The 24,685-nt window shown below is 60.7% G+C and carries 22 protein-coding genes; 18 read left to right on the top strand and 4 right to left on the bottom strand.

Annotated features, from left to right (window positions below; translation table 11 throughout):
- Positions 1-19: 19 nt before the first annotated feature.
- Positions 20-2,101 carry a 3-hydroxyacyl-CoA dehydrogenase NAD-binding domain-containing protein gene (locus IEX75_RS00765; RefSeq protein WP_188792371.1) on the bottom strand — a complete coding sequence of 694 codons (2,082 nt, stop codon included), beginning with the start codon at positions 2,099-2,101 and terminating at the stop codon, positions 20-22.
- A 205-nt stretch (positions 2,102-2,306) separates the two neighbouring features.
- Here IEX75_RS00765 and IEX75_RS00760 point away from each other — a divergent pair, with 205 nt between their 5' ends.
- The 11 genes from IEX75_RS00760 to recO all read left to right on the top strand — a co-directional run bounded on the left by IEX75_RS00760 (position 2,307) and on the right by recO (position 14,286).
- A complete protein-coding gene (locus tag IEX75_RS00760; protein ID WP_229720585.1) occupies positions 2,307-2,786 on the top strand; it encodes a hypothetical protein in 480 nt (159 codons plus the stop codon).
- A gap of 2 nt (positions 2,787-2,788) precedes the next feature.
- A complete protein-coding gene (locus IEX75_RS00755) occupies positions 2,789-5,380 on the top strand; it encodes a putative bifunctional diguanylate cyclase/phosphodiesterase (protein ID WP_188792369.1) in 2,592 nt (863 codons plus the stop codon).
- 165 nt (positions 5,381-5,545) lie between these two features.
- A complete protein-coding gene (rpoE, locus tag IEX75_RS00750; protein ID WP_188792368.1) occupies positions 5,546-6,142 on the top strand; it encodes an RNA polymerase sigma factor RpoE in 597 nt (198 codons plus the stop codon).
- Positions 6,139-6,819, top strand: coding sequence for a sigma-E factor negative regulatory protein (locus IEX75_RS00745; RefSeq protein ID WP_188792367.1), 681 nt, complete (start codon positions 6,139-6,141; stop codon positions 6,817-6,819). Before rpoE ends, IEX75_RS00745 begins: the two co-directional genes overlap by 4 nt.
- Before the next feature lie 150 nt (positions 6,820-6,969).
- Positions 6,970-8,448 carry a DegQ family serine endoprotease gene (locus tag IEX75_RS00740; RefSeq protein ID WP_188792366.1) on the top strand — a complete coding sequence of 493 codons (1,479 nt, stop codon included), beginning with the start codon at positions 6,970-6,972 and terminating at the stop codon, positions 8,446-8,448.
- A 179-nt stretch (positions 8,449-8,627) separates the two neighbouring features.
- Positions 8,628-10,418, top strand: a complete 1,791-nt coding sequence (gene lepA / locus IEX75_RS00735) for a translation elongation factor 4 (protein ID WP_188792365.1) — start codon at positions 8,628-8,630, stop codon at positions 10,416-10,418.
- Between the two features lie 12 nt (positions 10,419-10,430).
- On the top strand, positions 10,431-11,330 hold the full coding sequence (gene lepB, locus IEX75_RS00730; RefSeq protein ID WP_188792364.1) for a signal peptidase I: 900 nt from the start codon (positions 10,431-10,433) through the stop codon (positions 11,328-11,330).
- A 125-nt stretch (positions 11,331-11,455) separates the two neighbouring features.
- Positions 11,456-11,842: a DUF4845 domain-containing protein gene (locus IEX75_RS00725; protein WP_188792363.1), complete on the top strand. Its 387-nt coding sequence runs from the start codon at positions 11,456-11,458 to the stop codon at positions 11,840-11,842.
- Positions 11,843-11,844: 2 nt separating this feature from the next.
- A complete protein-coding gene (gene rnc, locus IEX75_RS00720; protein ID WP_188792362.1) occupies positions 11,845-12,504 on the top strand; it encodes a ribonuclease III in 660 nt (219 codons plus the stop codon).
- A gap of 124 nt (positions 12,505-12,628) precedes the next feature.
- Complete coding sequence (era, locus tag IEX75_RS00715) at positions 12,629-13,564, top strand: GTPase Era (protein WP_188792361.1); 936 nt, start codon at positions 12,629-12,631, stop codon at positions 13,562-13,564.
- Between the two features lie 11 nt (positions 13,565-13,575).
- Positions 13,576-14,286 carry a DNA repair protein RecO gene (gene recO, locus IEX75_RS00710; protein ID WP_188792360.1) on the top strand — a complete coding sequence of 237 codons (711 nt, stop codon included), beginning with the start codon at positions 13,576-13,578 and terminating at the stop codon, positions 14,284-14,286.
- A gap of 12 nt (positions 14,287-14,298) precedes the next feature.
- Here recO and IEX75_RS00705 read toward each other — a convergent pair whose 3' ends face one another.
- Positions 14,299-15,036: a response regulator gene (locus IEX75_RS00705; protein ID WP_229720584.1), complete on the bottom strand. Its 738-nt coding sequence runs from the start codon at positions 15,034-15,036 to the stop codon at positions 14,299-14,301.
- 47 nt (positions 15,037-15,083) lie between these two features.
- On the opposite strand from IEX75_RS00705, the gene IEX75_RS00700 reads away from it, so the two are divergent.
- From IEX75_RS00700 to IEX75_RS00670, 7 genes are all read left to right on the top strand, one after another.
- The gene (locus tag IEX75_RS00700; protein WP_188792359.1) at positions 15,084-17,096 is read left to right on the top strand and encodes a DUF748 domain-containing protein; all 2,013 of its coding nucleotides are present in this window, start codon (positions 15,084-15,086) and stop codon (positions 17,094-17,096) included.
- A 119-nt stretch (positions 17,097-17,215) separates the two neighbouring features.
- Positions 17,216-18,529 (top strand): 23S rRNA (uracil(1939)-C(5))-methyltransferase RlmD, encoded by a 1,314-nt coding sequence (gene rlmD / locus IEX75_RS00695; RefSeq protein ID WP_188792358.1) that lies wholly within the window; start codon positions 17,216-17,218, stop codon positions 18,527-18,529.
- Positions 18,530-18,702: 173 nt separating this feature from the next.
- On the top strand, positions 18,703-19,236 hold the full coding sequence (locus IEX75_RS00690) for a CYTH domain-containing protein (protein ID WP_188792357.1): 534 nt from the start codon (positions 18,703-18,705) through the stop codon (positions 19,234-19,236).
- Positions 19,236-20,237, top strand: a complete 1,002-nt coding sequence (gene nagZ / locus IEX75_RS00685; RefSeq protein ID WP_188792356.1) for a beta-N-acetylhexosaminidase — start codon at positions 19,236-19,238, stop codon at positions 20,235-20,237. The genes IEX75_RS00690 and nagZ overlap by 1 nt, the downstream gene beginning before the upstream one ends.
- A gap of 11 nt (positions 20,238-20,248) precedes the next feature.
- Positions 20,249-20,806, top strand: coding sequence for a hypoxanthine-guanine phosphoribosyltransferase (locus tag IEX75_RS00680; protein ID WP_188792355.1), 558 nt, complete (start codon positions 20,249-20,251; stop codon positions 20,804-20,806).
- A gap of 100 nt (positions 20,807-20,906) precedes the next feature.
- A complete protein-coding gene (locus tag IEX75_RS00675) occupies positions 20,907-21,659 on the top strand; it encodes an S-methyl-5'-thioinosine phosphorylase (protein WP_188792354.1) in 753 nt (250 codons plus the stop codon).
- A 162-nt stretch (positions 21,660-21,821) separates the two neighbouring features.
- The gene (locus IEX75_RS00670; RefSeq protein WP_131150454.1) at positions 21,822-22,028 is read left to right on the top strand and encodes a cold-shock protein; all 207 of its coding nucleotides are present in this window, start codon (positions 21,822-21,824) and stop codon (positions 22,026-22,028) included.
- 176 nt (positions 22,029-22,204) lie between these two features.
- Here the strand turns inward: IEX75_RS00670 and IEX75_RS00665 are convergent, their stop codons facing one another.
- Positions 22,205-23,977 carry an ABC transporter transmembrane domain-containing protein gene (locus IEX75_RS00665; protein ID WP_188792353.1) on the bottom strand — a complete coding sequence of 591 codons (1,773 nt, stop codon included), beginning with the start codon at positions 23,975-23,977 and terminating at the stop codon, positions 22,205-22,207.
- 63 nt (positions 23,978-24,040) lie between these two features.
- The gene (locus IEX75_RS00660) at positions 24,041-24,637 is read right to left on the bottom strand and encodes an IMPACT family protein (RefSeq protein ID WP_188792352.1); all 597 of its coding nucleotides are present in this window, start codon (positions 24,635-24,637) and stop codon (positions 24,041-24,043) included.
- Positions 24,638-24,685 lie beyond the last annotated feature (48 nt).

The raw sequence follows: 24,685 nt of genomic DNA, 5'->3' as shown, positions 1-24,685 counted from the left end.
TAAACCCCAATTTATGCCATCAACCGGCAACAGCCATCTCAAACTCTGCTTGCGACTTCAGTGCTGGGTGATCCCACCCGTTCTTTGGCGTGAAGCGTTCACCATAACGCTTCGCCAGCGCTTCGAGTTTCTGGTGAATCTTCTCGGTACCTTCATCGCGTACGAATTGGATGGGGCCGCCACGGAATGGTGCGAAACCTGTGCCGAAAATCACGCCGGCGTCGAGCAAGTCAGCATCGTCCACCACACCATCGCCCAGGCAGGCAACCGCTTCGTTCACCATGGACAGGATCATGCGGTCGCGCAGATCTGGCGGTGGCGTGTAGTCCGGGTCTACTTGCGGCTTCTGTGGCTTGCCTTCCTGCCAGGTATACAAACCCTGGCCATCCTTCTTGCCACGTTTGCCGGCTTCGAGTTTTTCTTCCAACCCCGGTGGCAGTTCCAAGCCCAGGAACGGTGCCAGTTCCTTGCCGACCGAAGCGCATACATCCAGGCCTACGGTATCAGCCAACTCGATGGGACCCATGGGCATGCCGAAAGCTTTGGCTTCCTTGTCGAGCACCGGTCCCGGTATACCTTCGTTGTACAGGCGTAGCGCTTCCAGCAGGTAGGGCATCAGGATGCGATTCACCAAAAAGCCCGGTGTGCCCTTCACCGCCACCGGCAATTTGCCAAGGGCTTTGCAGAACGCCATTGCGCGCTTTTCGATGGAAGGATCGAGGCGGTCATGACGCACCACTTCCACCAGCGGCATCTGCGCTACGGGGTTGAAGAAATGCAGACCCAGGAAACGCTGTGGCGCGTGCAGACTCTTACGTAACTCATCCAACGGAATCGACGACGTATTGGTGGCAAGAATGCCGTTGCTGTTGCTTAGCTGCGGTTCGATGGCCGCGTAGAGTGCTTCCTTCGCCGCGGGGTTTTCAAAGATGGCTTCGATGGCGAGATCTGCCTGTGCAACGCCAGCACCTTCCACGTCCGCACGCAGACGCTTGCGTGTTTCTTCTACTTTTTCCGGTGTTTTCAGCTTTTTCTCATACAACGCACGCGCGCGATCCAATGCTGGCTGGATGAATGTCATCTCGCGATCTTGCAGCGTCACGTCAAAGCCCTTGAACGCCGCCCATGCTGCAATATCGCCGCCCATCACGCCTGCACCTACTACGTGCACGTGATGAATGCCGGCATCGATGCCGCTGCCTTGGCCTTTCAACCGTTCCTGCAGGAAGAAGATGCGAATCAGATTGCGTGCAGTAGAGGTTTCCGCCAACTTGGCGACGGAGCGTGCTTCGAGTTTCAGGCGTTGTTGGATATTACTGCCGCCACGCTTCCACACCTCAATCAATGCGAACGGTGCCGGGTAGTGTTCCTTGCGGACTTTCGCTGCTGCCTGCTTGATCACCATGGGGGCAAGGATCTGGCGCGCCAGCCAGGTATTGGTGATCCATGCCGTGGTGCGCTGGGCAAACGGGCGAGCATAGGGGTGGCGGAGCAGGGCACGTGCTTCGGCCATCAGCTCGTCAGGGCGGGCTAGCCTGTCGACGACGCCCAGGCTCTTGGCTTTGCGGGCAGACAGGGCCTTGCCGGTCAGCATCACCGGCAACGCTTCCGGCGCGCCGATCAGGCGCGGCAGGCGGGCAGAGCCACCCCAGCCGGGATGGATGCCGAGCATGACTTCGGGCAGCCCTATTCGCGTTTTCTCATCATCTGCGGCGATGCGTTGACGGCAGGCCAGAATCAGTTCGGTTCCGCCACCCATGCAGGCGCCGTGCACGACGGCCACCGTGGGGCAGGGCAAGCGCGCCAACGCTTCAAACACCCGTTGGCCGTTCTGGATGTTCTCCAGCACAGAGCCTTGCCGGGCGTATTCGACAAATTCCTTGATATCGGCGCCTACCGCGAACCCGTTCGCCTTGGCCGAATGGAGGAGCACCCCAACGGGCTTCTCGATCGCCAACCGCTCCACGATCTGTCCCAGCTCGTCCAGGACTTCGCGGGAAATTGCGTTGACGCTGCTGTGGGCGCGGTCCAGGGCAAGGGTAACGATGCCGCTGTCGTCCAGGCTCGTTTTCCAGTGATTGAAGCGCAATCCTTCGAACATGGGGCATGGAGAGATGGTCGGGAGACCTTCACCATACCGTCCTGCAGACATGAATGCGAGATATACCATTCGGGTGAGTATTGGCGGGCATCGCAGTGGGTATGCCGCTTGGATCACGCCTCTGCGCTCCGGGTATTGCGCTTCGCGTACGACTGCGTAACGTACGAGATGCGACAACTTCCCTTTGGGCGGTATGACTTCTCTGATGGCCCCCGCGCCGCTCGCCGGCAGCGATATCTATGAGCGCATCCTGACGGCGCCTGGCGGGCTGGTCGTGCTTGAGCATGTCGAGAGTAAGGCCGTGATCGAGCAATTTCGTGCCCTGGCCCGCTTGAACGGGCAGTCGGTCTACCTGTGGCGGGCGGAAACCGGCATGGAAAACTTGCGCGAGGCGCATGCGGTTATCCCTGGCTCGCAGCGTATCGGCAATGCCTTGCGCTATATCCAGCAAAGCATTCATTTCGGTGTTTACCTGATTTCCCCCTTTCCCTTGCCGTTGGTCCCGACTGACAGCAGCTTGCTGCGGCAACTGGCCCGCGCGCCGGCTGGGCATGTGCGCCGGGTGGTATTGCTCGATGCGCCAAACACGCTGGTATCCAGCATTGACGACGTTGCCGTGCGCTTGGGCAGTGCCGCTGACGTGGTCCAACGCCCAAGGCTACGTGATGGGCGGTGGCTGCTGTGAACGTGCCAGCCTTTAAAACTGGCATCCTGCTGGTGGCCTCTCAGCGCGAGCTTCGTCGCGAGCTGTTCGACGTGCTCGATCGCGAGGGGCATCCCACCATCCATTCCGCCCGCGACACTACGCATGCTGCCATTCTGCTGGAAGGGCGCGAACCGCTGGCGTTGATCGTGGTGGTGTTCGACAGTGACGGACGCGCCAGCGCCACGCTTTGCGAGCAGTTGCGTCTGCTGCCTCCGTGTACGAATGCGCCAATCATTGCCGTGTTGCTCGATGATGCAACGGTCAAGCCCACGCAATTGCCACCTGTGATCGGTGGATGGTTGTACGCATCGCAGATTGGCACCGAGCTCGTCGCACGCTGGCAGCAGTTGCTCAGCGGCAAGCTCGCGCCTGTTGCAGAACCTGCCGCCCATACACCTGCTGCACCTCCCTTTGCACTGCCTTCCGCCAGCAGTGACTACCGCTTTGTTTTCGAAGATGGCGAGGGCGATTGGTTGATCGTCGACCCTGCCGCCGAGCGCGTAGTGGAGGCCAATCCTGCTTACGTCAGGCACAGTGGCTTGGCTAACAGCCTGCTGACTGGCACGCCGTTATCGGAAGTGCTGATTTTTGAAACGGTAAGCCTGGACAAAGCGTTGTTTGATGCAGACCGGCGCTGGCTGGCGTGCAGGCGCAAGTCGATCCGCGGTCATGACGTCGGTGAAGCTAGCGTACGCCGCATAAGACACGATGGTAGGGAGATGGTCGCGCTGGTTTTTCGTAGCGCGAGTGCCAGTGTGCGTCCGGCTGCGGCTTTGACCGTGCTAGGGCGTTTGTTCTCTGGCGGCCATGACGACGCAAGCCTGCCGGAGACAGCGCGGCTACTGTTGGAGGAAATGGATCTGGACTATCTGGCCGTTTGGTCAGCTCGTCCGGAAGAAAGCAGCGTCCCGGTGCAGATCGTGCAGCGTTGGCGCGGCGAAGAACAGGTCTGGCCGGGACCGCAGTTGCAAAGCTCACTGCGCCTTGTGCTTGGCGGTCGCGCGTTGATGCATCCACAGGATGCAAGGCGGCTGGCCGAGGTCGATCCCCTGATCAGTCTGCTGGGCTTGCGCGGATTCGTCGGTTTGCCCTTGCTCGACGAACGAAGCAGCGTGCTGGGCGCTTTGTTGGCAGGTAGTCGCTACCCCTTCAGCGAACCCGGCATCCTGGAGCCGGTGTTGCATTGCACCGCTGCGCATTTTGCCCACATACTCGAATTGCGCCGCACGCGCGAACAGGGGCGTGCGGAAGGTTTGCTGGATGCGCTCACAGGCTTGCCCAATCGCCTGCTGTTCAACGATCGCCTCGATACCATCATTCGCGAAGCAAACCGCACCGGTGAAACCTTTGCAGTGCTGTTCGTGGACCTGGATCGCTTCAAGTTCATCAACGACACGCTTGGCCATGCAGTAGGCGACCAAGTGCTGGTTGCGGTGACACAGCGGCTGCGCAGTAGTGTGCGTGCATCCGACACCGTTGCGCGCTATGCAGGCGACGAATTCATCATCGTATTGCGACATATCGTCAAGACAGACGACGTGCTGCGTGTGGCCGACAAAATCGTACAGTTGATGGAAGCGCCGCTGAATCTGGAAGATGGTCCGGAGCTGCAGGTCACTGCATCTATCGGCATCAGCTATTTCCCGGAAGACGCGCTCGATGCCGAGACACTGCTCAAACATGCGGACGAGGCGATGTATGCCGCCAAGAGCCTTGGCCGCAACAACTACCGTGTCTACGATGTAAGCCCTGCACAAGAGCAGCAGAACGCCGCCCTGAAAGCGCGGCTGCGCCATGCCGAGGGCAATGGCGAATTGCGCGTGTTCTATCAGCCGCAGATCAGCGCGGAAACAGAAGACATCGTCGGCATGGAAGCGCTGCTGCGCTGGGAGCATCCAGAGCTGGGCAATATCGGCCCGGGTTTCTTCATTCCACTGGCGGAAGAAACCGGGCTGATCGTCTCGATCGGCGAATGGGTGCTGCGTACCGCTTGCAAGCAGGCCAAGGCCTGGGAGGACCGCTTTGGTCTGCGCTTGCGGCTGGGTGTGAATCTCTCCGCCGTCCAGCTTATGCAGCCAGATCTATCGGAGGTGGTGGCGTCAGTACTGGAGGAGAGCGGTCTCGATCCGGGACTGCTCGAACTGGAAGTCACTGAGAGCATCAGCATCAAGGCCGCACCCAACCTGATGGAGAACATGCAGAAGCTGCACAAGCTCGGCTGCCATATCGCCATCGATGATTTCGGTACCGGCGCTGCCTCGCTGGATTATCTGCGCAAGCTTCCTGCCGACCGCATCAAGATCGACCAGAGCTTCGTGCGCAACATCGGTGTCGATCCGGACGATGAGGCGATTGTGCGCGCCACCATCGAAATGGCCCATCGCTTGAAGCGCGGCGTGGTGGCTGAGGGCGTGGAAATCGAGCAGCACCTGCAGTTTCTGCGCGCCAACCACTGTGATGAACTGCAAGGGTACCTGTTCTGCCGGCCTCTACCGCAGACCAGCTTCGAACGCCTGCTGGGCGAGCGCGAACGCTTGTTGTCCGGACAGAGCCTTTCGGCTATCCCCGCCTGAAACCCTAAGTTCCTGCTTGAGCCACACCAGCTCGTCCCTATCTTAGAATGTTGAGGGGACCGGCCTTCGCCTTGCTGAACTTGCGAGCGCGAAACAGGTCAGAGCAGCTCACCCATCCAACGGGAACATTGCCCGCATGGTCCAGTGACGAAGGAGACGGCCCGGATGGGCGACAACGAACTCGATAGTGCGCTGGTAGAGCGTGTACAAAACGGAGACAAACGCGCCTTCGACCTGCTGGTGCGCAAATATCAGAACAAGGTCATCGGCCTGATCTCCCGCTACGTGCACAACGCGGCCGAGTGCGAGGATGTGGCCCAGGAAGCCTTCGTCCGGGCTTGGCGGGCGATCGGTTCGTTCCGTGGCGAGAGTGCTTTCTATACTTGGATGTACAAGATTGCCGTGAACACGGCCAAGAACCACTTGGTGGCGATGGGACGCCGGCCGCCGACGGACGATATTGCCATCGAAGACGCCGTATACGTGCCCGGTGCCGACCGTATGCAGGAAAGTGCCACCCCCGAACGCGAATTAATGCGCCAGGAAATTGAACAAACGGTGTTTGCCACTGTCCAAGCGTTGCCCGAGGAGCTGCGGACGGCCATCACCCTGCGTGAAGTGGAAGGCCTCAGCTACGAAGAGATTGCCGAAGCCATGGGCTGCCCGATCGGTACGGTGCGTTCGCGCATCTTTCGGGCACGCGAGGCGATCGATGAAAAGTTGCGGCCATTACTTTCAGACCGCGAGGATCGGATGTCATGAGTGAAGCCAATATGGAAAACCTCTCTGCAGCGATGGACGGTGAGCTGTCCAAGGAAGAGCTGCGCTTCTTCTTGCGTCGGCTCGATCACGACGCTTCGTTGGTTCAAGCGTGGACGCGTTATCACGTTGCCGGTGAAAGTCTGCGTCGCCAGTTGCCAACTGTGACCAGTGCGGGTTTTGCCGCCCGCGTGATGGTAGCCATCGAAGGCGAGCAGGCAGCCACCAAGTCTTCCAAGCGGGATTGGCTGCGGTTGTCGCTGGGTGGTGCGATCGCAGCCAGCGTCGCAGTGGCAGCACTGATGGTGTCGCAGCCTACCGCGCCTGATTCCGAACGTCCCAGTCGTCTCGCCGCCAATGGTGTGATGTCGCAGAGCGCTCGGACTGGTGCCTCGCTCGCCGCGGCCAATGTCACTGCTGTAACGCACGCCAGCAACGACGTTTTAGCTGCTGTGCCGCCATCCTTGAGCCCGTATTCCGCTTCAACGCTGAGCCAGCGCGCTTCCGTGACGCTGGGTGATCCGTCGGATAATCCGCTGTTCCAGCGCTATCGCAGCCAGGCCTATCCCATGCAAGATTCCATGCAAGGCTATAAGGCGCTGAACAATCAGGATGGCAGCTACCTGTTGCTGATTGATACGCCGCAACCGCGGCCTGCGACGGCGCAAGGCGCCCGCTAAGCCGCACCTCGAAAGTGGCGGAGGGTTCTCTCCCCGCTTTCCGGCTGGTCAGCCGCGCGGTTTCCCCTTTCTTCAATTGTTCCCCCCCTCTCGTTCTGCCTGGCCGGCCCTGGAGCGTGAGGTGGGGTGTCTGAAACTTGAGGAGGAGTCATGAGTCAACCCCGTCTCGTCAGTAACCGTCTTCTCTATGGACTGTTGGGTTGTGCCCTGAGTGTGGGCATCGTCACGCCCGGTCCCGTCGCACGGGCACAGTCCGCCCCGACTGCCGCATTACCCGATTTCACTGGCATCGTGCAAAAGAACGCCCCCGCGGTGGTGCACGTGGAAGCCAAGTATTCTGCACGTCGCCCAAAGAGTGCCGGTGGTATGCCGTTGCAGGGTGTCGATCCGGGCCAAGCGGAAATCTTTCGCCGTTTCTTCGGCATGCCCATGATGCCCTCCCCGGAGGAGCAAGCGCACACCTCGCTGGGTTCGGGTTTCATCATTTCCAGCGACGGCTACATCCTTACCAATAACCACGTCGTCGATCATGCCGACATAGTGACTGTCCGCTTGCAGGATCGCCGCACGCTCACTGCCAAAGTGATTGGCACCGATCCCACCTACGACATCGCGTTGCTGAAGGTCAGCGCCAGTGGTCCGTTGCCTGCGGTGACCATCGGCGATTCGCGCTTGCTCAAGCCCGGCCAATGGGTGCTGGCGATCGGCTCGCCGTTCGGCTTTGACTACACCGTGACGCAGGGCATCGTGAGTGCCGTGGGGCGCAACCTTGGTGCGCGCGATCAGCCCAGTACCTCCTTTATCCAGACTGACGTGCCCATCAACCGCGGCAATTCCGGTGGCCCGTTGTTCAACTTGCAGGGCCAGGTCGTGGGCATCAACTCGCAGATCTATTCGGACACCGGCGGTTACCAAGGCATTGCGTTCTCGATTCCGATCGATCTGGCGATGAACGCGGTCGACCAGCTCAAGGCCAAGGGCTACGTCACGCGCGGCATGCTTGGCGTCGAAATCAAGCCGGTCGACGAAGATATGGTCAAGGCGTTGAAGCTCGACACCTCGAAAGGGGCGATCGTAGTCAGTGTGTCGCCGGATAGTGCGGCCCAGAAAGCTGGCCTGCAGTCGGGTGACATTATCCTTGCGTACAACGGCCACGACATCGTGCAGGGTGCGGACTTGCCGCCCATGGTTGCGATGACCAAACCGGGTACTACCGTGCCGATCACCGTCCTGCATGACGGCAAGGAAAAGACGATCGATGCCACCATTGGCACCATGCCGCGTGATCAAAACGCCCTTTCACCCATGGGCAAGGCGGCGCCGAGCAGCGGCGCAGATGCCCTCGGCCTGACTGTGGAGAATGTGGATGCTTCCGCACGCAGCCAACTCGGCCTGAAAACGGGCGAGGGTGTGGCCATTGCGAATGTCTCCGGCCCGGTGGCCACGCAAGCCGGTTTGCAGCCAGGCGACGTGATCCTGATGGTCAACCAGAGGAAGGTGGGTAGCGTGGAGGCGTTCCGCGCTGCCACGGCAGGCGTGAAGCCGGGCGACACCGTCTTGTTGCTGGTGCGACGTGGCGATTCGAGCAATTTCATCGCACTGACGGTCCCCAGTGCCAAGGACGAATAAACCGCTGTACGAAGGCCCGCCGCAAGGCGGGCCTTTCTTATGCAGAGCTTGCGTAGTGGCTATCCCAGGGCATCGTGGGCTGGCGTTCTCAATCCATGCGATAATGAGCGGCTAATATCGCCATTCCGGTGATAGCCTGCCTACGCATCGCGCGAGGCGGTGAAGCTGACAGCGTGCCCATGGAACTGATCCGCAATTTCTCCATCATCGCCCATATCGACCACGGCAAGTCGACGCTTGCTGACCGCATCATTCAGATCTGCGGCGGACTGGCCGACCGCGAGATGGAAGCCCAAGTGCTGGACAGCAATCCGATCGAGCGCGAGCGCGGCATCACCATCAAGGCGCAGTCCGTGTCACTCCCGTACAAGGCGCGGGACGGCAAGACCTATCAGCTCAACTTCATTGATACCCCCGGTCACGTCGACTTCTCTTATGAAGTAAGCCGTTCGCTCGCCGCCTGTGAAGGCGCGTTACTAGTGGTGGACGCGGCTCAAGGCGTAGAGGCACAGTCAGTGGCCAACTGCTACACGGCAGTGGAGCAGGGGCTGGAAGTCGTCCCCGTGCTAAACAAGATCGACCTGCCTACGGCTGATCCGGACAAGGTGAAGGGTGAAATCGAAGCTGTCATCGGCATCGACGCCACTGACGCTGTCGCGGTCAGCGCCAAGACCGGCCAGAACGTGTTGGAAGTGCTTGAGGCCATCGTTGCACGCATCCCGCCACCGAAACCGCGCGATACCGACCGCCTGCAGGCGCTGATCATCGACTCCTGGTTCGACAACTATCTCGGTGTGGTGTCACTGGTGCGCGTCATGCAGGGTGAAATCAAGCCTGGTGACAAGCTGCAGGTGATGTCCACCGGGCGTGCGCACGAAGTCAGTGAAGTCGGCGTCTTCACACCCAAGCGCAAAAAACTGGAAAAACTTGCTGCAGGCGAAGTGGGCTGGATCACTGCGTCCATCAAAGACGTGCACGGTGCCCCGGTGGGCGATACCTTGACCTTGGCAGGCAAGCCCGCACCGCATCCGCTGCCCGGTTTCCAAACCATGCAGCCACGCGTGTTCGCCGGTTTGTTCCCGGTTTCTGCCGATGATTTCCCCGCGCTGCGCGAAGCGCTGGACAAACTGCGCCTCAACGACGCCGCCCTGTTCTTCGAACCGGAAAGCTCCGAAGCGATGGGCTTCGGCTTCCGCTGCGGCTTCCTGGGCATGTTGCACATGGAAATCGTGCAGGAGCGCCTGGAGCGCGAATACGACCTGGACCTCATCACCACCGCGCCGACCGTGGTGTATGAAATTCTCAAGAGTGATGGCTCGATCATGCAGCTGGACAATCCAGCGCGCCTGCCGCCGGTCACGCAGATCGAGGAAATCCGCGAGCCGATTATCGTAGCGAACATCCTCACGCCGCCGGATTACATCGGCAACATCATCACGTTGTGTGAAGAGAAGCGCGGCGTGCAGCGCTCCATCCACTACCTGGCCACGCAGGTGCAGATCAACTACGAGCTGCCGCTGGCCGAAGTGGTGCTGGATTTCTTTGACAAGCTCAAATCGGTGTCGCGTGGCTATGCGTCCATGGATTACCACATGGAGCGCTTCGATGCCGGCCCGTTCGTGCGTGTGGACATCCTCATCAACGGCGATCGCGTGGACGCACTCAGCCTGATCGTGCACCGCAGCCATGCCGATCGGCGCGGCCGCGAACTGGTCGAACGCATGAAGGATCTGATCCCACGCCAGCAATTCGACGTAGCCATTCAGGCCGCGATCGGCGCGCAGGTCATCGCGCGCTCCACGGTAAAGGCGCTGCGCAAGAACGTGCTCGCCAAGTGCTACGGCGGCGACGTCAGCCGTAAAAAGAAACTGCTGGAGAAGCAGAAAGAAGGCAAAAAACGCATGAAGCAGGTCGGTCGGGTTGAGATTCCGCAGGAAGCCTTCCTTGCCGTACTCAAAGTGGACAAATAGCGGAGCCAACGCATGGATTTTGACTTTTCGGCCATTTTGCTCGCCCTCACCGTCTTGTTCGGTGTGGTTTGGGGCCTTGATCGCTTGCTCTTTTATCGCAAGCGCAAAGCACGTTTCATCGCGGCAGGTGAAGAATATCGCGATCCAGCGGCGGTGGATTGGGCTCGCTCGCTATTTCCGGTGATCTTCGTGGTGCTGCTGCTGCGCTCCTTTGTGGCCGAACCGTTCCGCATTCCGTCCGGCTCGATGATGCCCACGCTGGACGTGGGCGATTTCATCCTGGTGAACAAGTTCGCCTTTGGTTTGCGCCTGCCGGCCTTCAACAACAAGGTAATCAGCCTTGGCGAACCTAAGCGCGGCGACGTCGTGGTGTTCCGCTTTCCCGGTTATATCTGCCAGGACGACAACGGCAAGACGGTGCGCAGCGGCGACATAACCTGTGCCGACCCGCATGCGCCGGTGGCCAGTCAGAACTGGATCAAGCGCGTGATCGGTCTGCCGGGCGACACCATCGAAGTGCATGACAGCCAGATCGTGATCAATGGCAAGCCGGTGGTAGATACCCAAATCGGTCCGTTCAAGGGCAATCCGGCGCGCCCCGAAGATAATGAGCTGCTGTATTACAACGCCACAGTCTGGAGCGAGCAGTTGGGGCCGGTTAATCACCTCATCGCGCGCATGCCCGCGCGCGGCCCCACGCCCCCTATCCCCAACGCGCGCGTACCGTCCGTAGTGCCGCAGAACTGCTATATCGTGATGGGTGACGATCGTGAGAACAGCGAAGACAGCCGCTGGTGGGGCTGCATGCCGGAAGAGAATCTGGTCGGCAAGGCTTTCATGATCTGGTTCAGCTGGAAGGGCTGGGGCACCGGTGGCGTGGATTTCCACCGCATCGGCACGATCATTCACTGATATCGACCGTCCGCTCGCGGAACCGTGAACATGTCGCTGGCGATACTTGTGCGGACGGGGCAAAGTAACGTTCATGGGTTATTTGTTCGGAACAGGGGCCGCACCTGCGGCATAGCGAGGGGACTATGAAATCGAAACAGACGGGCATCACGCTCATCGGTTTTATCGTGGTATTGGCTGTGGCCGGCTTTTTCGCCTACATGGCCATGAAACTGGTGCCGGCCTATACCGAATACGCGGGCGTGGTGAAGGCCATGAACCAGATTGCCAGCGAAGGTGTGGATGGCAAGACGCTGGATCAGGTCCGGCGCGACCTGGCGTTCAAACTTGGCTTCCAGTACGTCGACGACTCGACGATCCACCCCAGCGACATCACCTTTGGCCAAGGTGCGAGCGGCAATGAACTGCGCATCAGCTACGACAAACAAGTCCCCTTCATGTACAACATCGATTTCCTGATCCATTTCAGCAAGAGCGTGCCTGTGCAGGGCAATGTCGCTCCACCTCAATAACAGTGCAATTCCCCTATCATTTTCGCGATCCTTCGCTTGCCGAACTCGCCCTGACACACCGCAGCGCCGGCAAGCCCAATAACGAGCGCATGGAGTTTCTCGGCGACGCTCTGCTCGGGGCGATCATCGCCGAGATGCTCTATGAAACCCACCCCAAGGCAGCCGAAGGCGACATGTCGCGCCTGCGTGCGCAGTTGGTTAATGGTCAGGCACTGGCGGTAGTGGCGCGTGAACTCGAATTGGGCGACCAGCTTAAGCTCGGCTCGGGCGAGCTGAAGAGCGGTGGCTTCCGGCGTGATTCCATTCTCGCCGACGCCTTTGAGGCATTGATTGCCGCGATTTATCTGGACGGCGGTTTCGATGCCTGCCGAACCACTGTGCGCACCCTGTTCGCTGAGCGTCTCGCCGCCTTGCCGCATGCCTCTAAAGATGCCAAAACCCGGTTGCAGGAATGGCTGCAGGGGCAAGGCTTACCGCTGCCGCAGTATGAGCTGGTGGCGACCGAAGGCGAAGAGCACGCACGCATCTTTGAAGTCCACTGCATGGTCTCCCAGCCGATGACGGTCACGGAATCGGGGCGCGGCAGCAGCCGTCGACTCGCGGAGCAGGACGCCGCAGAAATGGTGCTGAGCCGTCTGGCAGGCGTACAGGAAGGGCAATAATCCCCGCTCGAACGTCGCTGTGCATCAAACTTTAGGTTTTTCGCATGGACCTAACACCATGCCGGTGGCGTTCGCACGCGCGTAGCGCCATGCTTATATCCGTCTACCCGAGTAACCCCGTATCATGACCGACGAACGCGACGACACCGCAGAAAACGAGCTGCCGCACCCCGACTTTCGCTGCGGCTTCGTGGCGCTGGCCGGCCGGCCCAATGTCGGCAAGTCGACCCTGCTCAATGCCTTGATCGGCTTTCGCTTATCCATCGTCAGTCCGCGCCCGCAGACCACCCGCCATCGCATCCTCGGAATCGCCACCAGCGATGCCGGGCAGATTCTTTACGTCGACACGCCAGGTCTGCATCGCGGCGCCAAGCGGGCCATGAACCGCAGCCTCAACCGCGCCGTGCATTCCGCGCTGAGCGAGGTGGAACTGGCCGTACAAGTGATCGAAGCCGGCCGCTGGACGGACGAGGACGAAGCACTCTACGAGGTGCTTGGCGAACAAAGCATTCCGCGTCTGCTAGCCATCAACAAAGTCGATCTCAGCAAGGACAAGGCAACGCTGCTGCCCTTCGTGGCCGAGCTCACCGAAAAGCACAGCTTCGAGGCGGTGCATTACGTCAGCGCTCTCAAGCGCAAGGGCCTGGAAGTACTCACCCAGGACATTCTCACGCGCCTGCCGGTACGCGCCCCGGTGTTTGGCGAAGACGAAATCACCGATCGCAGCGAACGCTTCCTGGCAGCAGAAATGATTCGTGAGCAATTGATGCTGCGCCTCAGCGAGGAATTGCCGTACGCCACCACCGTCGAGATCGAGCAGTTCAAGGATCGCCCCGATGGTGTTGCGGAAATTCATGCGGTAATCTGGGTGGAGCGAGACGGCCAGAAAGCCATCGTCATCGGGCAGGGTGGGGAACAGCTCAAGGCCATCGGCAGCGCGGCGCGTCGCCATATGGAGCGCATGTTCGACCGCAAGGTGTTCCTGAAGCTATGGGTGAAGGTGCGCGAAGGCTGGGCGGATGACGAATCGATGTTGAAGCAGTTCGGTTACACCGACTAGCTGCATCGGCCATGCTCATCGAGCAACAGCCTGCCTATGTCTTGCACTCGCGCCCGTACCGAGAAACTTCGCTGCTGATCGAATGCCTGACGCGTGATCACGGCCGTCTCGGCGTGGTAGCGCGTGGGGTGCGTAGCCAGCGTGGCCGCCTGCAGCGTTCACAACTCGAACCTTTCCAGCCGCTGATTCTTGATCTGCATCTGCGCGGTGAACTCGCCACCTTGCGCAGCGCCGAATCCACTACTGCGCCATTTCGCCTCACCGGTGATGCAAATCTTGCCGGGTTATATCTCAACGAACTGATGGTGCGGCTGACCGAACGACAGGATCCGCACCCGCACCTCTTTCACGCCTACGCGCAGACACTCATGCGCCTCGCTGAAGGCGGATCGCTGGCGTGGCATCTGCGACGCTTCGAACGCGATCTGCTTGCCGTACTCGGCTATGCGATGCAGCTGAATGTCGAAGCGGATACCGGAGAGCCTTTGCAGCCCGACGCGCTGTATACGTACCGCGCTGAGCACGGCGCCATGCGCTGTCGCCCCAACGAACCTCACGCTGTGCGCGGTGGCGATCTGCTGGCCTTGCATGAAGATCGCATGCCCGATACGCAAGGCTTGCATGCGCTGCGTGGCATGATGCGCGAGCTGATCCGCTTTCATTTAGGCGGTGTCGAGCTGCGTGCCTGGCGTGTATTGCGCGGCGCGCTCACTCGCCGATGACAAGCTGACGGCTCAGGCGACTGGCAGAGCTTCAATCGTTTCCTGCATCGAGCGCCGAAAATCCATCAGCGGCAGCATCGCTCCCCGATGGTCCAGTTTCAGGTGCTGTTGCAACGACACGATATGTTCGGACAGCGACGTCGCACCACAGAATCCACACGATGAGCGCAATTTGTGCAGGCGCGCTTCGAGTGTTTTCGGATCCAGAGACAACTCATCCAGATCTTGATTGATCCCCAGCAGCTCTTGCCGCAGCAGTCCACGCAGCGCCTGGACCACCGCCGGCGTGCCGCTGGTATGAAGCGCTTGGCCGTCATCCAGCACCGGCACGTTGCGCAGCCCAACCGCAGCCAGCGTCAAGATGCCGCGCAAATCCGCCATGGTGCATGGCTTGAGCAGCACGGCATGAAAGCCTGTCGCGAGTAGCGCCTGCTGTGCCTGGATGTCCAGCTCAGCACTGCTGGCAACGGCAGGGCGGCATCCTGAGTTCGCCTCCGGATCGTTGCGCAGCCGGTTCAAGATATCGACTGCGCCGCCGCCCGGCATCCGACAGTCCAGCACCAGCAGATCGAAGGTCTCATTGCGCGCCAGTGCTATGGCTTCGCTGCCGGAGGCAGCAAAAACGACGCGTGCGCCGAACTGGCGAAAGGCATCTCCCAGAAAGCAGCGAGTGGGCTCATCGTCATCGGCCACTAGCAGATAGGGTTCGGCGGTAGAAGCCGCCATGGCATCGTCGAGCAGGTACGGCATAGTCCTGTGTCCGTATCGTTCAGCTTAATTTGGCAGAATGCCCTCTCATGTTTTCACTCCGCCGCCCGCTTGCCATCTGTGCTCTCTGGACCCTGCTGTGGGCTGCACCCACCTGGGCCGGCACCGTCGTGGTCGCCAAGCGCATCGACATGCCCGGTGTGAGTTTGCAAGATGTGCATGCGCAACTTACCCCCGGCGCAACGCCTGATACCGTACAGGTCAGTCTGCGTGTCGGCAAGGCCGACATCCCCGGGTTCGGCTGGCGGAAGGTCGGTATCGTGATGGACGGCAACCTGCACCGCGACACGCAAATGCGTTGGATGTTCGACGGCACGATGCAGCTCAGCGGTGCACCCGGCGGGGCGCTGGGCAATGCCACGGTCAGTATGGCCGTGGATGCTTCCGCCAATACCCTTGCCGTCAATGCCAGCCAGGGCGCTGTGCAGGTTAGTACGGCATTCCCGCTGGACCAGCCCACGCACGCGCAGATCAGCCTGCGGAATCTGCCTGCCGGTTGGGTGCAGGGTTTGCTTGCCACCGTCTGGCCGGCGCGCGTTACGGCCGGCAAGCTTGATGCGGACCTCGCGCTCGACCTGCGCGATGAAGGCTTTCAATCCTCCGGCGACGTCACCTTCGCCGATCTCAAATACGCTACGCCCGCAGGCAATACCGCAGGCCAGGGCTTGGACGGACACGCGCGTTTTGAACTGGATACCACCGCGCGGCCGGTTCAGCTGACCATGAACGGTAGCGTCCATGGCGGTGAGCTGCAGTTCGGTCCGGTGTTGGCCAAGTTGCCTGCCCATGACGTGGTGCTGGATCTTCAGGCCAGCCCAGAGCACGGCGGCTTGGCGATCAGCCATTTGCGCATGGACGACGCGGATGCACTGCAGCTGGACGGTGCGCTAACCATCGATGCCAGGGGCAATCTGCAGAAGCTCAAGCTGGAGCACTTCCAGGCGCGCTTCCCTGCGGCCTACGAACGCTATGGCGAACCATGGTTGGACAATCTGGTGGCACCCAATTTGCGGATCGCCGGGCAGGTCGACGGACATATCGACTATGCCAGTGAAACCTTGCGCGATTTTGGTTTCCACACGGAAGCATTGGATGTCGCCGATAGTACGGGCCAGTGGCAGGCAAGCGGTTTGCAGGGTGATCTCGACTGGTCTGAGCAAGGCGAAAAATCAACCACCACGCTGGCATGGAACCAACTGGTGCTGCGCCAGTTCACCACTGGCGCGGTGCAATCGCGTTGGCGCAGCCGAGATGGCCTCCTGAGCCTGCAAGCGCCGCTTGAACTGGCGACATGGAAGGGACATACCCGTCTGACTCGCTTCGACTGGCGGCCTACCGCGAAAACGGAGCGCATCGACCTTGCAGCCAGCATCACGGGCGCAGACATGGCTGCAGTCAGCCAGGCGTTTGGGTGGACTCCGTTCGCTGGCACGCTGGATGGCGATATTTCTTCCGCGCACTGGACCGGCGACCGCTATGCGCTGGATGGCCAATTGAGCATTAAAGCATTTGGCGGAGCGGCACAGGTCGATCATCTCGCTGTGCAGCAGCCGCTGGGTAACAGCCCCGCGCTGAGCGGGGATGTCACGTTGCATCAGATCGACCTTGCCCCTTTGGCGGACACCTTCAACTTCGGTGCCATGACCGGCAAGCTGGATGGCACCATCGCCGGCCTGCAACTGGTCGGCGGCAGCCCAGTGGCGTTCAAGGCGTCGCTGCTGGCGCAAAGCGGCGGGCGCATCAGCCTGCGTGCGGCCAACAACCTCTCTGTCGTCACCGGCGGTTCGCCGGCCAGCGGCTTGCAGAGCGCAATGATGAGGCTGTTCAAGACAGCCAGCTACAAGCGCATGGGCATTAATGTCGCCTTGCAGAGCGGCATATGCACGCTCAGCGGACTGGATGGCGAAGCCAGCGGTTACTCCATCGTCGAAGGCAGCGGTCTGCCGTATCTGCACGTGACCGGTACGCAAAACCGCATCGAATGGCCGCTGCTGATAAGGCGCCTGAAGACGGCTACACAGGGCACGGTTGCCGACCGTTAAGCCCGCCCGCCGCGGTATCATGAACGACTGGCCAGGCCGGTGAGGCCTGCCTTTTTCTCTTCCTTATCCTCGCCCGGGTCGTACGCGATCCGGCACCCTAAGTTTTCCCAAGAGAGCCGATGAACGAGTTCGAAGCCTCCATTACCGATCTGAGTCACGACGGCCGGGGTGTGGCCCGCATTGACGGCAAAACCGTCTTCGTCAGCGGTGCCCTGCTCGGTGAGCAAGTGCGCCTGCGCATCCGCAAGCGCCATCGCCATTTCGACGAGGCGGAAACGCTGGAGATCCTCACCCGCTCACCGCATCGCATCGAACCACGTTGCAGCCATTTCGGCCAATGCGGTGGATGCTCACTGCAGCACTTGGACGCCGTCACGCAGATCGAAGCCAAGCAGCGCGTGCTGGTCGACAACTTCGCGCGCATCGGCAAAGTGGAACCGGAAACCTGGCTGCCGCCGCTTACCGACGAAGCCTGGGGCTATCGCCGCAAGGGTCGCCTGTCCGTACGCGCAGTGGCAAAGAAAGGGCGCGTGCTGGTGGGTTTTCGCGAGGAAAGCAATCCGCGTTTCGTGGCTGACATTGTGCATTGCGACGTCGTGCATCCCGCGCTTGGTCCCAAGATCGGTCTGCTCGGTGAACTGGTCGGCAGCATGGATGCGGCAGCCGATATTGCACAAATCGAATTCGCCGCCGGTGACGACACCATTGCATTGGTGTTTCGCCATTTGAAGCCGCTGAGCGAGAGCGATCGTGCGAAGTTGGTAGCGTTTGCACAGGAGCACGGTTTCGCCATCTATTTGCAACCCGGCGGCGTCAGCAGCGTACATCCGCTATGGCCCGAACATCCGCGCCTGGCCTTTCGCATTCCTGCCGGCGAAGGCGTGCAAGATGTGGAACTGGAGTTCCAGCCGCTCGATTTCGTGCAGGTCAATGCAGGCATGAATCGCCGCATGATGCAGCGAACACTCGAGCTGCTCGATCCGCAGCCACAGGATCACGTGCTGGATCTGTTCTGTGGCCTGGGCAATTTCACCTTGCCGCTGGCACGCCGCGTCGCTGAAGTCACCGGCGTGGAAGGCGAGCATGGTCTGGTGGCACGTGCCGCGGATAACGCCGCGCGCAATGGGTTGAACAATGCGCGTTTCCACGTGGCCAATCTGTTCGAGGATCAGCGCGGCACCGATTGGGCGCGCAAGCCCTGGGACAAACTGCTGCTCGATCCACCCCGTGCCGGTGCGGACAAGGTGCTGGAATATCTGCCGCACAAAGAGACGGCACGTATTGTGTACGTCTCATGTCACCCTGCATCGCTGGCGCGCGACGCCGGCATTCTGGTGAATCAACACGGTTTCCGCTTGAAGTCAGCGGGTGTCATGGACATGTTCCCGCATACGGCGCACGTGGAATCCATTGCGCTGTTCGAACGCAGATGAGAGCCTGCTTACGATCTCCCCGCAGCCCGTGTTGAGTCTGAGCAGCCGTCATGCGGCCGCACGAGGCTTGACCAGACGGCCAGTCTGGCGCTGCGCCACGTACGCCCCCCTGACGACTGCTCAAACTCAACACAAACTACGCCGAAATCGCAAACAGGCTCTAATATCTGTAAATGGGCATCGAAATCGAACGCAAATTCCTGCTCGCCAACGACGATTGGCGCAAGGCAATCGCTTCCAGCAAGCACATTGCGCAAGGCTATCTGGTTGACGTGCGTGCACTGCGCGAAGGTACTGCGCGTGCTTCCGTGCGCGTGCGCATCAGCGGCGAGCAAGCTTGGCTCAACATCAAATCGGTAGAGCTTGGCATCGCGCGCGCGGAATACGAATTGCCGCTGGCACTCGCCGATGCACAAGCCATGCTGGATACCATGTGCAACGGTGTGCTCGAAAAGGTTCGCCATCACGTGGAAGTCGAAGGCTGGACGTTCGAAGTCGACGAATTCCTCGGCACCAACAACGGTCTGGTCGTGGCGGAATTGGAATTGCCCGAGACGCATGCTGCCTATCCGCGTCCCGGTTGGCTGGGCCGCGAGGTAAGCAGCCTGGCGCGCTACTACAACGTCAACCTGCTTGAGCATCCGTATGCCGAGTGGAACGAGGACGAGCGCAACGCCACCGATGTGCAGGCCGGGGAGGGCGCCTGATGCTGCTGATCGGTATTGCGGGCACCGAACTGCTCCGGCATGAGCATGCATGGCTTACGGCGCCGGGTGTGGCTGGCGTGATCCTGTTTTCGCGCAACTACAGCCATCGCGAGCAATTGCTGGCACTGGTGGAATCCATTCGCGATGTGGCCGGCGAAGATTTCCTTCTCGCAGTCGATCAGGAAGGCGGCCCGGTGCAGCGTTTCCGCACCGACTTCACTCGCTTGCCACCCCTGATGAAAATCGGCGAGGTATACGACCGCAATCCCAACGAAGCCATCGAGTTAGCACAAGAACACGCCTGGCTGATGGCCAGCGAATTGCGCGCCAGCGGTATTGATTTCAGCTTCGCGCCGGTTGCCGATCTCGCGCGCGGCAATGCCGCCATCGGCACGCGCGCTTTTCATGCCGATCCCGATATTGCCGGCGAGCTGACCCATGCGTACGTGCGTGGTATCCACCTGGGTGGCATGGCGGCCGTACTCAAGCATTTTCCCGGCCATGGCTCGGTCGCCGTCGACACGCACAAGGCGCAGGCGATCGATCCGCGCCCGCTGGATGCAATTCGCCAGAACGATCTGCGTCCATTCCTGGAAGGTTTCTCGGCGCATGCCGAAGCCGTGATGATGGCGCACGTGGTCTACCCCGAGGTGGACGACCAGCCGGCCGGCTACTCGCGCCGCTGGATTCTGGACATCCTGCGCGGAGAGCTAGGCTTCCATGGCGCCGTCATCAGCGATGACATCAGCATGGCCGCGGCCGGCGCTGCAGGTGGCGTGGCAGAGCGCGTGCATGCGCACCTGCAAGCAGGCTGCGATCTGGTGCTCGCCTGTTTCCCCGACGTGGTCGAGCAAGCCATTGCCGCGATGCCCGCGTCTTCCGAAGCGAGCATGCAGCGCGTCGCCGCCTTGCGCGGCGCCGTCGGTTCGACATGGGCCAGTCTGCTCGATAATCCGCAGCGCGATCATTTCGTCGCGCGCGTTACCGCATTGAATAGCTAAAGGGCTTTGCTATGAGCACAACCACGTCGGTTCCTTCGCTGGCCGAAGCTTTGACCCGCTCCGATCTGTTGTTCAAGCGGGAAGAATTGGAAGGCGTCATCGCCCATTTGGGGCGCGCCATCGACGCGGCGCTCGACGGCGAACGTGCCGTATTCCTCACCGTGATGAATGGCGCGCTGATGTTCGGCGCCCAACTCGCGCTGTCGATCCGCACCGACCTGGAATTCGACTACGTCCACGCCACGCGCTACCGCGGCGCCACCTCCGGCAACGAGCTGCATTGGCTGCGCGAGCCTGTCGCGGCACTGCAAGACCGCACCGTGTTGCTGGTGGATGACATTCTCGACGAAGGACACACCCTCAAGGCCGTGCGTGACGACTGCCTGCGTCGTGGTGCCAAACGCGTGCTGGTCGCGACGCTATGCTGCAAATTGCACGACCGTTGTGTGGAAGGCATTCAAAGCGATTTCAACGGCGTGAATCTGCCCGATCGCTATGTGTTCGGTTATGGCATGGATTATTACGAGCAGGGCCGTAATCTGCCTGCCATATACGCGTTGAAAGAATAATCACGGAACCATCAATCCATTTTTCGATTTCCACTAAAGAGCAATATGAGTTCCCGCTTTCGCGGAAATGACAGCTCTAAGGTGTTAGCGACAGGAAAGCATGATGTCACACCCCATCGACCTCGCCGTCATTGGCGGCAGCGGCCTGTATCAATTCCCGGGCCTGGAAAACGCCACGCGGCAAAGCATCGACACACCCTATGGCCCGGCCTCTGGTGATGTAGTGGTGGGTGATTTTGTCAGCCGCCGCATTGCCTTTCTTGCCCGCCACGGCGAAAGCCACACCTTGCCGCCGCATCGGGTGAATTACCGCGCCAATATGTGGGCCTTGCACCATCTGGGCGCACGTCGGGTCGTGGGTGTGAACGCGGTGGGCGGCATTCGCCATGACATGGGGCCGCGCGCCATCGTCGTGCCGGATCAGATCATCGACTACACCCATGGCCGCTACACAAGTTTCTGCGATGTGGAAGGCGCCGAGGTCAAGCACATCGATTTCAGCGAACCGTATACCGCTTCCCTGCGCGCCGCCCTGGTTGAAGCGTCAAAGCGGGCTGGTATCGCGGTGATCGATGGTGGCTGTTATGGCGCCACTCAGGGGCCGCGCCTGGAAACCCGTGCGGAGATCGCGCGCATGAAGCGCGACGGCTGTGATCTGGTCGGCATGACTGGCATGCCGGAAGCAGCCTTGGCACGCGAACTGGAACTGGATTACGCCTGCCTGGCGCTGGTTGCCAACTTTGCCGCCGGTTGCGGCGACGAGGCTGAAATCAGCATCGAGGAAATCTTCGCGCACCTGGCGGCGGCGACCGCGGCAGTGCCCCCCATCCTTGCTGAAGTGCTCAAAAGCTAACCATGCTACCCGGCCTAAACCACAGCTTGCGCGGGTGCATATTGCGCTTTGCCTGAAAACATGAGGATACTTCGCCTGTGCCAGGGGCGGCGGACCTAGGGGTAGAGGTGGTTCTCGCGGAGACTTGGTGCATCCAGTCCTTAGATTCAGAGGTTCACGCAAATGCGTTTCGGTACGGTCAAGTGGTTCAACGATGCCAAGGGTTTCGGCTTCATCGCACCCGAGGACGGTGGGGAGGACGTGTTTGTCCACTTCTCAGCGATTAACGCCAAGGGCTTCCGCAGCCTGCAAGAAGGTCAGCGCGTGAAGTTCGAAGTGACTCAGGGCCCGAAGGGTGCCCAGGCGTCAGGCGTCGAACTCGCGGGTTAATCAAACCGTCGTTGTTACCATGCTTCAACGAGAAAGCCCTGCTTATGCAGGGCTTTCTTTTTGGGTGATTTTTTAGATCGAGCAAAAACGGTTATCGAAAATCGGTCATTGGAAATCGAAAATACGATATTCGAAAAACGTGCCGGCTATTTTGAGGCCGGTCCCGACACCGTCCATCAAGCCACAAACTGCAATCGCGCCAGCTCCGCATAAAGCCCGCCTTCCGCCAACAGGCTCTCGTGGGTACCTTGCGCCACGATGCGTCCGCCATCCATCACGACGATGCGATCCGCGCGTTGCACGGTCGCCAGCCGGTGGGCGATCACCAGGGTGGTGCGCCCCTTTTCCAGCCTCTCCAGAGCCTGCTGGATCGCCGCCTCCGATTGTGCGTCCAGGGCAGAGGTTGCCTCGTCCAGCAGCAGCAGCGGTGCGTTGCGCAGAATCGCGCGTGCAATGGCAATGCGCTGGCGCTGGCCGCCGGACAGGCGCACGCCGCGCTCGCCCAATTCCGCCTCATAAGTGTCCGGCAGCATCTGGATGAAATCGTGTGCTTCGGCAGCTCGTGCCGCGGCGCGCACTTCCTCATCGCTTGCGTCCTGGCGGCCAAAACGGATGTTGTTGGCCGTGGTGCCGCCGAAAATCACCGTTTCTTGCGGTACGAGGGCAATGGCACCACGCAATCCTGGCAAGCTCATGGCCCGAAGATCGATACCATCGAAACAAATGCGTCCGCGCTGTGGATCGTAGAAGCGCAACAGCAATGCAAACACCGTACTCTTGCCCGCACCCGATGGGCCGACCAACGCTACCGTTTCGCCAGGGCGGATATCCAGATTGAACTGGTGCAGAGCGGGAGCATCCGGGCGGGTGGGGTAATGGAATTCCACGTCTTCAAAACGCAAGGCACCGCGTACCGGATGCGGCAAGGCGAGCGGATGGAGCGGATCGGCAATCGTGGCGTCTTCGTTGAACAGTTCGCTGATGCGCTCCATGGCGCCGGCTGCGCGAAGCACATCGCCCCATACGTCGGAAAGGCCCATCATCGATCCGCCGGAAAGCATCGCGTACACCACGAACTGCGCCAGCACACCGGCATCCAGACTGCCCTCCAGCACATCGCGCGCACCCACCCACAGCACCAGCGTGATCGCGCCGAAGAACAGCACGATCACTGCTGCGGTAAGCATCGTGCGCATGCCGATGCGCTGCCGTGCGGTCGACAGGGCGCGTGCGATGGCATTGCCGTAGCGTTCGGTCTCGATGTTTTCGCGCGCATACGCTTTAACTGCTGGTGCGGCATTGAGCGTTTCATTGGCGATCGCCGCCGCATCGGCGAGACGATCCTGGCTGGCGCGCGAAAGCTTCTGCACGCGGCGCCCGAAGATCAGGATCGGCAGCACCACGGCCGGAATCACCAGCGCCGTAAGGCCGGCCAGATGCGGACTGGTCCAGATCATCGCCACCGTTGCGCCAATCAGCATCACGGCGCTGCGCAATGCCACCGAAATGCCGGAGCCCACCAGCGCCTGCACCACTTCGGTATCGGTACCCAGGCGCGAAATCAGTTCGCCCACGCGATTGCGTTCGAAGAAACTCACATCCAGGCGAATCACGTGCGCATACAACTTCGAGCGCAAGGCTGCCAGCGTGCGTTCGCCCAATAGCGATATGCAATAGAAGCGCGCGGCTGTCGCAAAAGCCATTACCAAGGCAACCACGAACAAGCCCAGGAAACTGGCATTGATCGCCGCCAGGCTGGAGTTGCGAAAGCCGTGGTCGATCATGTGCCGCACGGCCATCGGCAGCACCAGCGTGGAGCCGGAGGAAATGGCCAGGAATACCAGCCAGCCCACCGCCAGCATCCGGTGCGGTTTAACGAATGGCCAGAGCAGCTTCAGGGAACCAATACGGCGACGGGGCTTGGGATCGTTCGCGGGCGTCGTGCTCATGGGGTTCGTCGTGAGGGATATGGAAAGTCAGATAGGGATGGCCTGCGATGATTCAATGCGGACTCATTCCAGCTCATACGCTTCGCTCCGCCCACGGCTGATATCGACAATACGTAGCCTGGCCTCGTCCACCCGCGCAGCAGGAAGGCGCATCCGCAGCGTCACCCCTTCGGCCTGAAAGCTTTCCTGCTCGATCTCCACCCCAAGCTCCTTCAGCCGCGCCTTCATCAAGGCCAGGTCGGCAAAATCGCAGTGCAGGCCCAGCCGTGCCATCGCCACGATGGGCTTACGCTCGGCCAACCGCAGGCATTCTGCAGCCGTGCCGCCATAAGCGCGCACCAGGCCGCCGGCGCCCAGCTTGATGCCGCCGTACCAGCGCGTCACCACCACGACGGCGCGGTCGATGCCCTGGCCCTCGATGGCCTGCAGGATGGGGCGCCCGGCCGTACCACCCGGTTCGCCATCGTCATTGAAGCGGTAATCCTGGCCGATGCGATACGCCCAGCAATTGTGCGTGGCGGAAGCGTCGCTCACGCGCTGCACATAGGCCAATGCCTGCTGTGGAGTTTCCGCCGGCGCCGCCTGGGCGAGAAAGCGGCTTTTGCGAATCTCTTCGCTGTGCTGAAACGGGGTGGCGAGGGTATGCAACATCGGTGTCATGTAGGACAGGGTAGGGGAGAACCTCACTTAACTTAAGCCGTTGCTCCT

Source organism: Dyella nitratireducens (genome assembly GCF_014642835.1).
Classification (GTDB): Bacteria; Pseudomonadota; Gammaproteobacteria; order Xanthomonadales; family Rhodanobacteraceae; genus Dyella_B; species Dyella_B nitratireducens.
The sequence above is the reverse complement of the archived record's forward strand: the minus strand, read 5'-3'. Positions and strand labels throughout refer to the sequence as shown.

Excerpts from the sequence above, each read along its gene's own strand:
- IEX75_RS00665 (WP_188792353.1), bottom strand. The coding sequence starts at position 23,977 with ATGAGCACGACGCCCGCGAACGATCCCAAGCCCCGTCGCCGTATTGGT.
- IEX75_RS00745 (WP_188792367.1), top strand. The coding sequence starts at position 6,139 with ATGAGTGAAGCCAATATGGAAAACCTCTCTGCAGCGATGGACGGTGAG.
- era (WP_188792361.1), top strand. The coding sequence starts at position 12,629 with ATGACCGACGAACGCGACGACACCGCAGAAAACGAGCTGCCGCACCCC.
- IEX75_RS00670 (WP_131150454.1), top strand. The coding sequence starts at position 21,822 with ATGCGTTTCGGTACGGTCAAGTGGTTCAACGATGCCAAGGGTTTCGGC.
- rlmD (WP_188792358.1), top strand. The coding sequence starts at position 17,216 with ATGAACGAGTTCGAAGCCTCCATTACCGATCTGAGTCACGACGGCCGG.
- IEX75_RS00765 (WP_188792371.1), bottom strand. The coding sequence starts at position 2,101 with ATGTTCGAAGGATTGCGCTTCAATCACTGGAAAACGAGCCTGGACGAC.
- IEX75_RS00680 (WP_188792355.1), top strand. The coding sequence starts at position 20,249 with ATGAGCACAACCACGTCGGTTCCTTCGCTGGCCGAAGCTTTGACCCGC.
- IEX75_RS00760 (WP_229720585.1), top strand. The coding sequence starts at position 2,307 with ATGGCCCCCGCGCCGCTCGCCGGCAGCGATATCTATGAGCGCATCCTG.
- lepB (WP_188792364.1), top strand. The coding sequence starts at position 10,431 with ATGGATTTTGACTTTTCGGCCATTTTGCTCGCCCTCACCGTCTTGTTC.
- IEX75_RS00690 (WP_188792357.1), top strand. The coding sequence starts at position 18,703 with ATGGGCATCGAAATCGAACGCAAATTCCTGCTCGCCAACGACGATTGG.
- IEX75_RS00705 (WP_229720584.1), bottom strand. The coding sequence starts at position 15,036 with ATGCCGTACCTGCTCGACGATGCCATGGCGGCTTCTACCGCCGAACCC.
- nagZ (WP_188792356.1), top strand. The coding sequence starts at position 19,236 with ATGCTGCTGATCGGTATTGCGGGCACCGAACTGCTCCGGCATGAGCAT.
- lepA (WP_188792365.1), top strand. The coding sequence starts at position 8,628 with ATGGAACTGATCCGCAATTTCTCCATCATCGCCCATATCGACCACGGC.
- recO (WP_188792360.1), top strand. The coding sequence starts at position 13,576 with ATGCTCATCGAGCAACAGCCTGCCTATGTCTTGCACTCGCGCCCGTAC.
- IEX75_RS00725 (WP_188792363.1), top strand. The coding sequence starts at position 11,456 with ATGAAATCGAAACAGACGGGCATCACGCTCATCGGTTTTATCGTGGTA.
- rpoE (WP_188792368.1), top strand. The coding sequence starts at position 5,546 with ATGGGCGACAACGAACTCGATAGTGCGCTGGTAGAGCGTGTACAAAAC.
- IEX75_RS00660 (WP_188792352.1), bottom strand. The coding sequence starts at position 24,637 with ATGACACCGATGTTGCATACCCTCGCCACCCCGTTTCAGCACAGCGAA.
- IEX75_RS00740 (WP_188792366.1), top strand. The coding sequence starts at position 6,970 with ATGAGTCAACCCCGTCTCGTCAGTAACCGTCTTCTCTATGGACTGTTG.
- IEX75_RS00700 (WP_188792359.1), top strand. The coding sequence starts at position 15,084 with ATGTTTTCACTCCGCCGCCCGCTTGCCATCTGTGCTCTCTGGACCCTG.
- IEX75_RS00675 (WP_188792354.1), top strand. The coding sequence starts at position 20,907 with ATGATGTCACACCCCATCGACCTCGCCGTCATTGGCGGCAGCGGCCTG.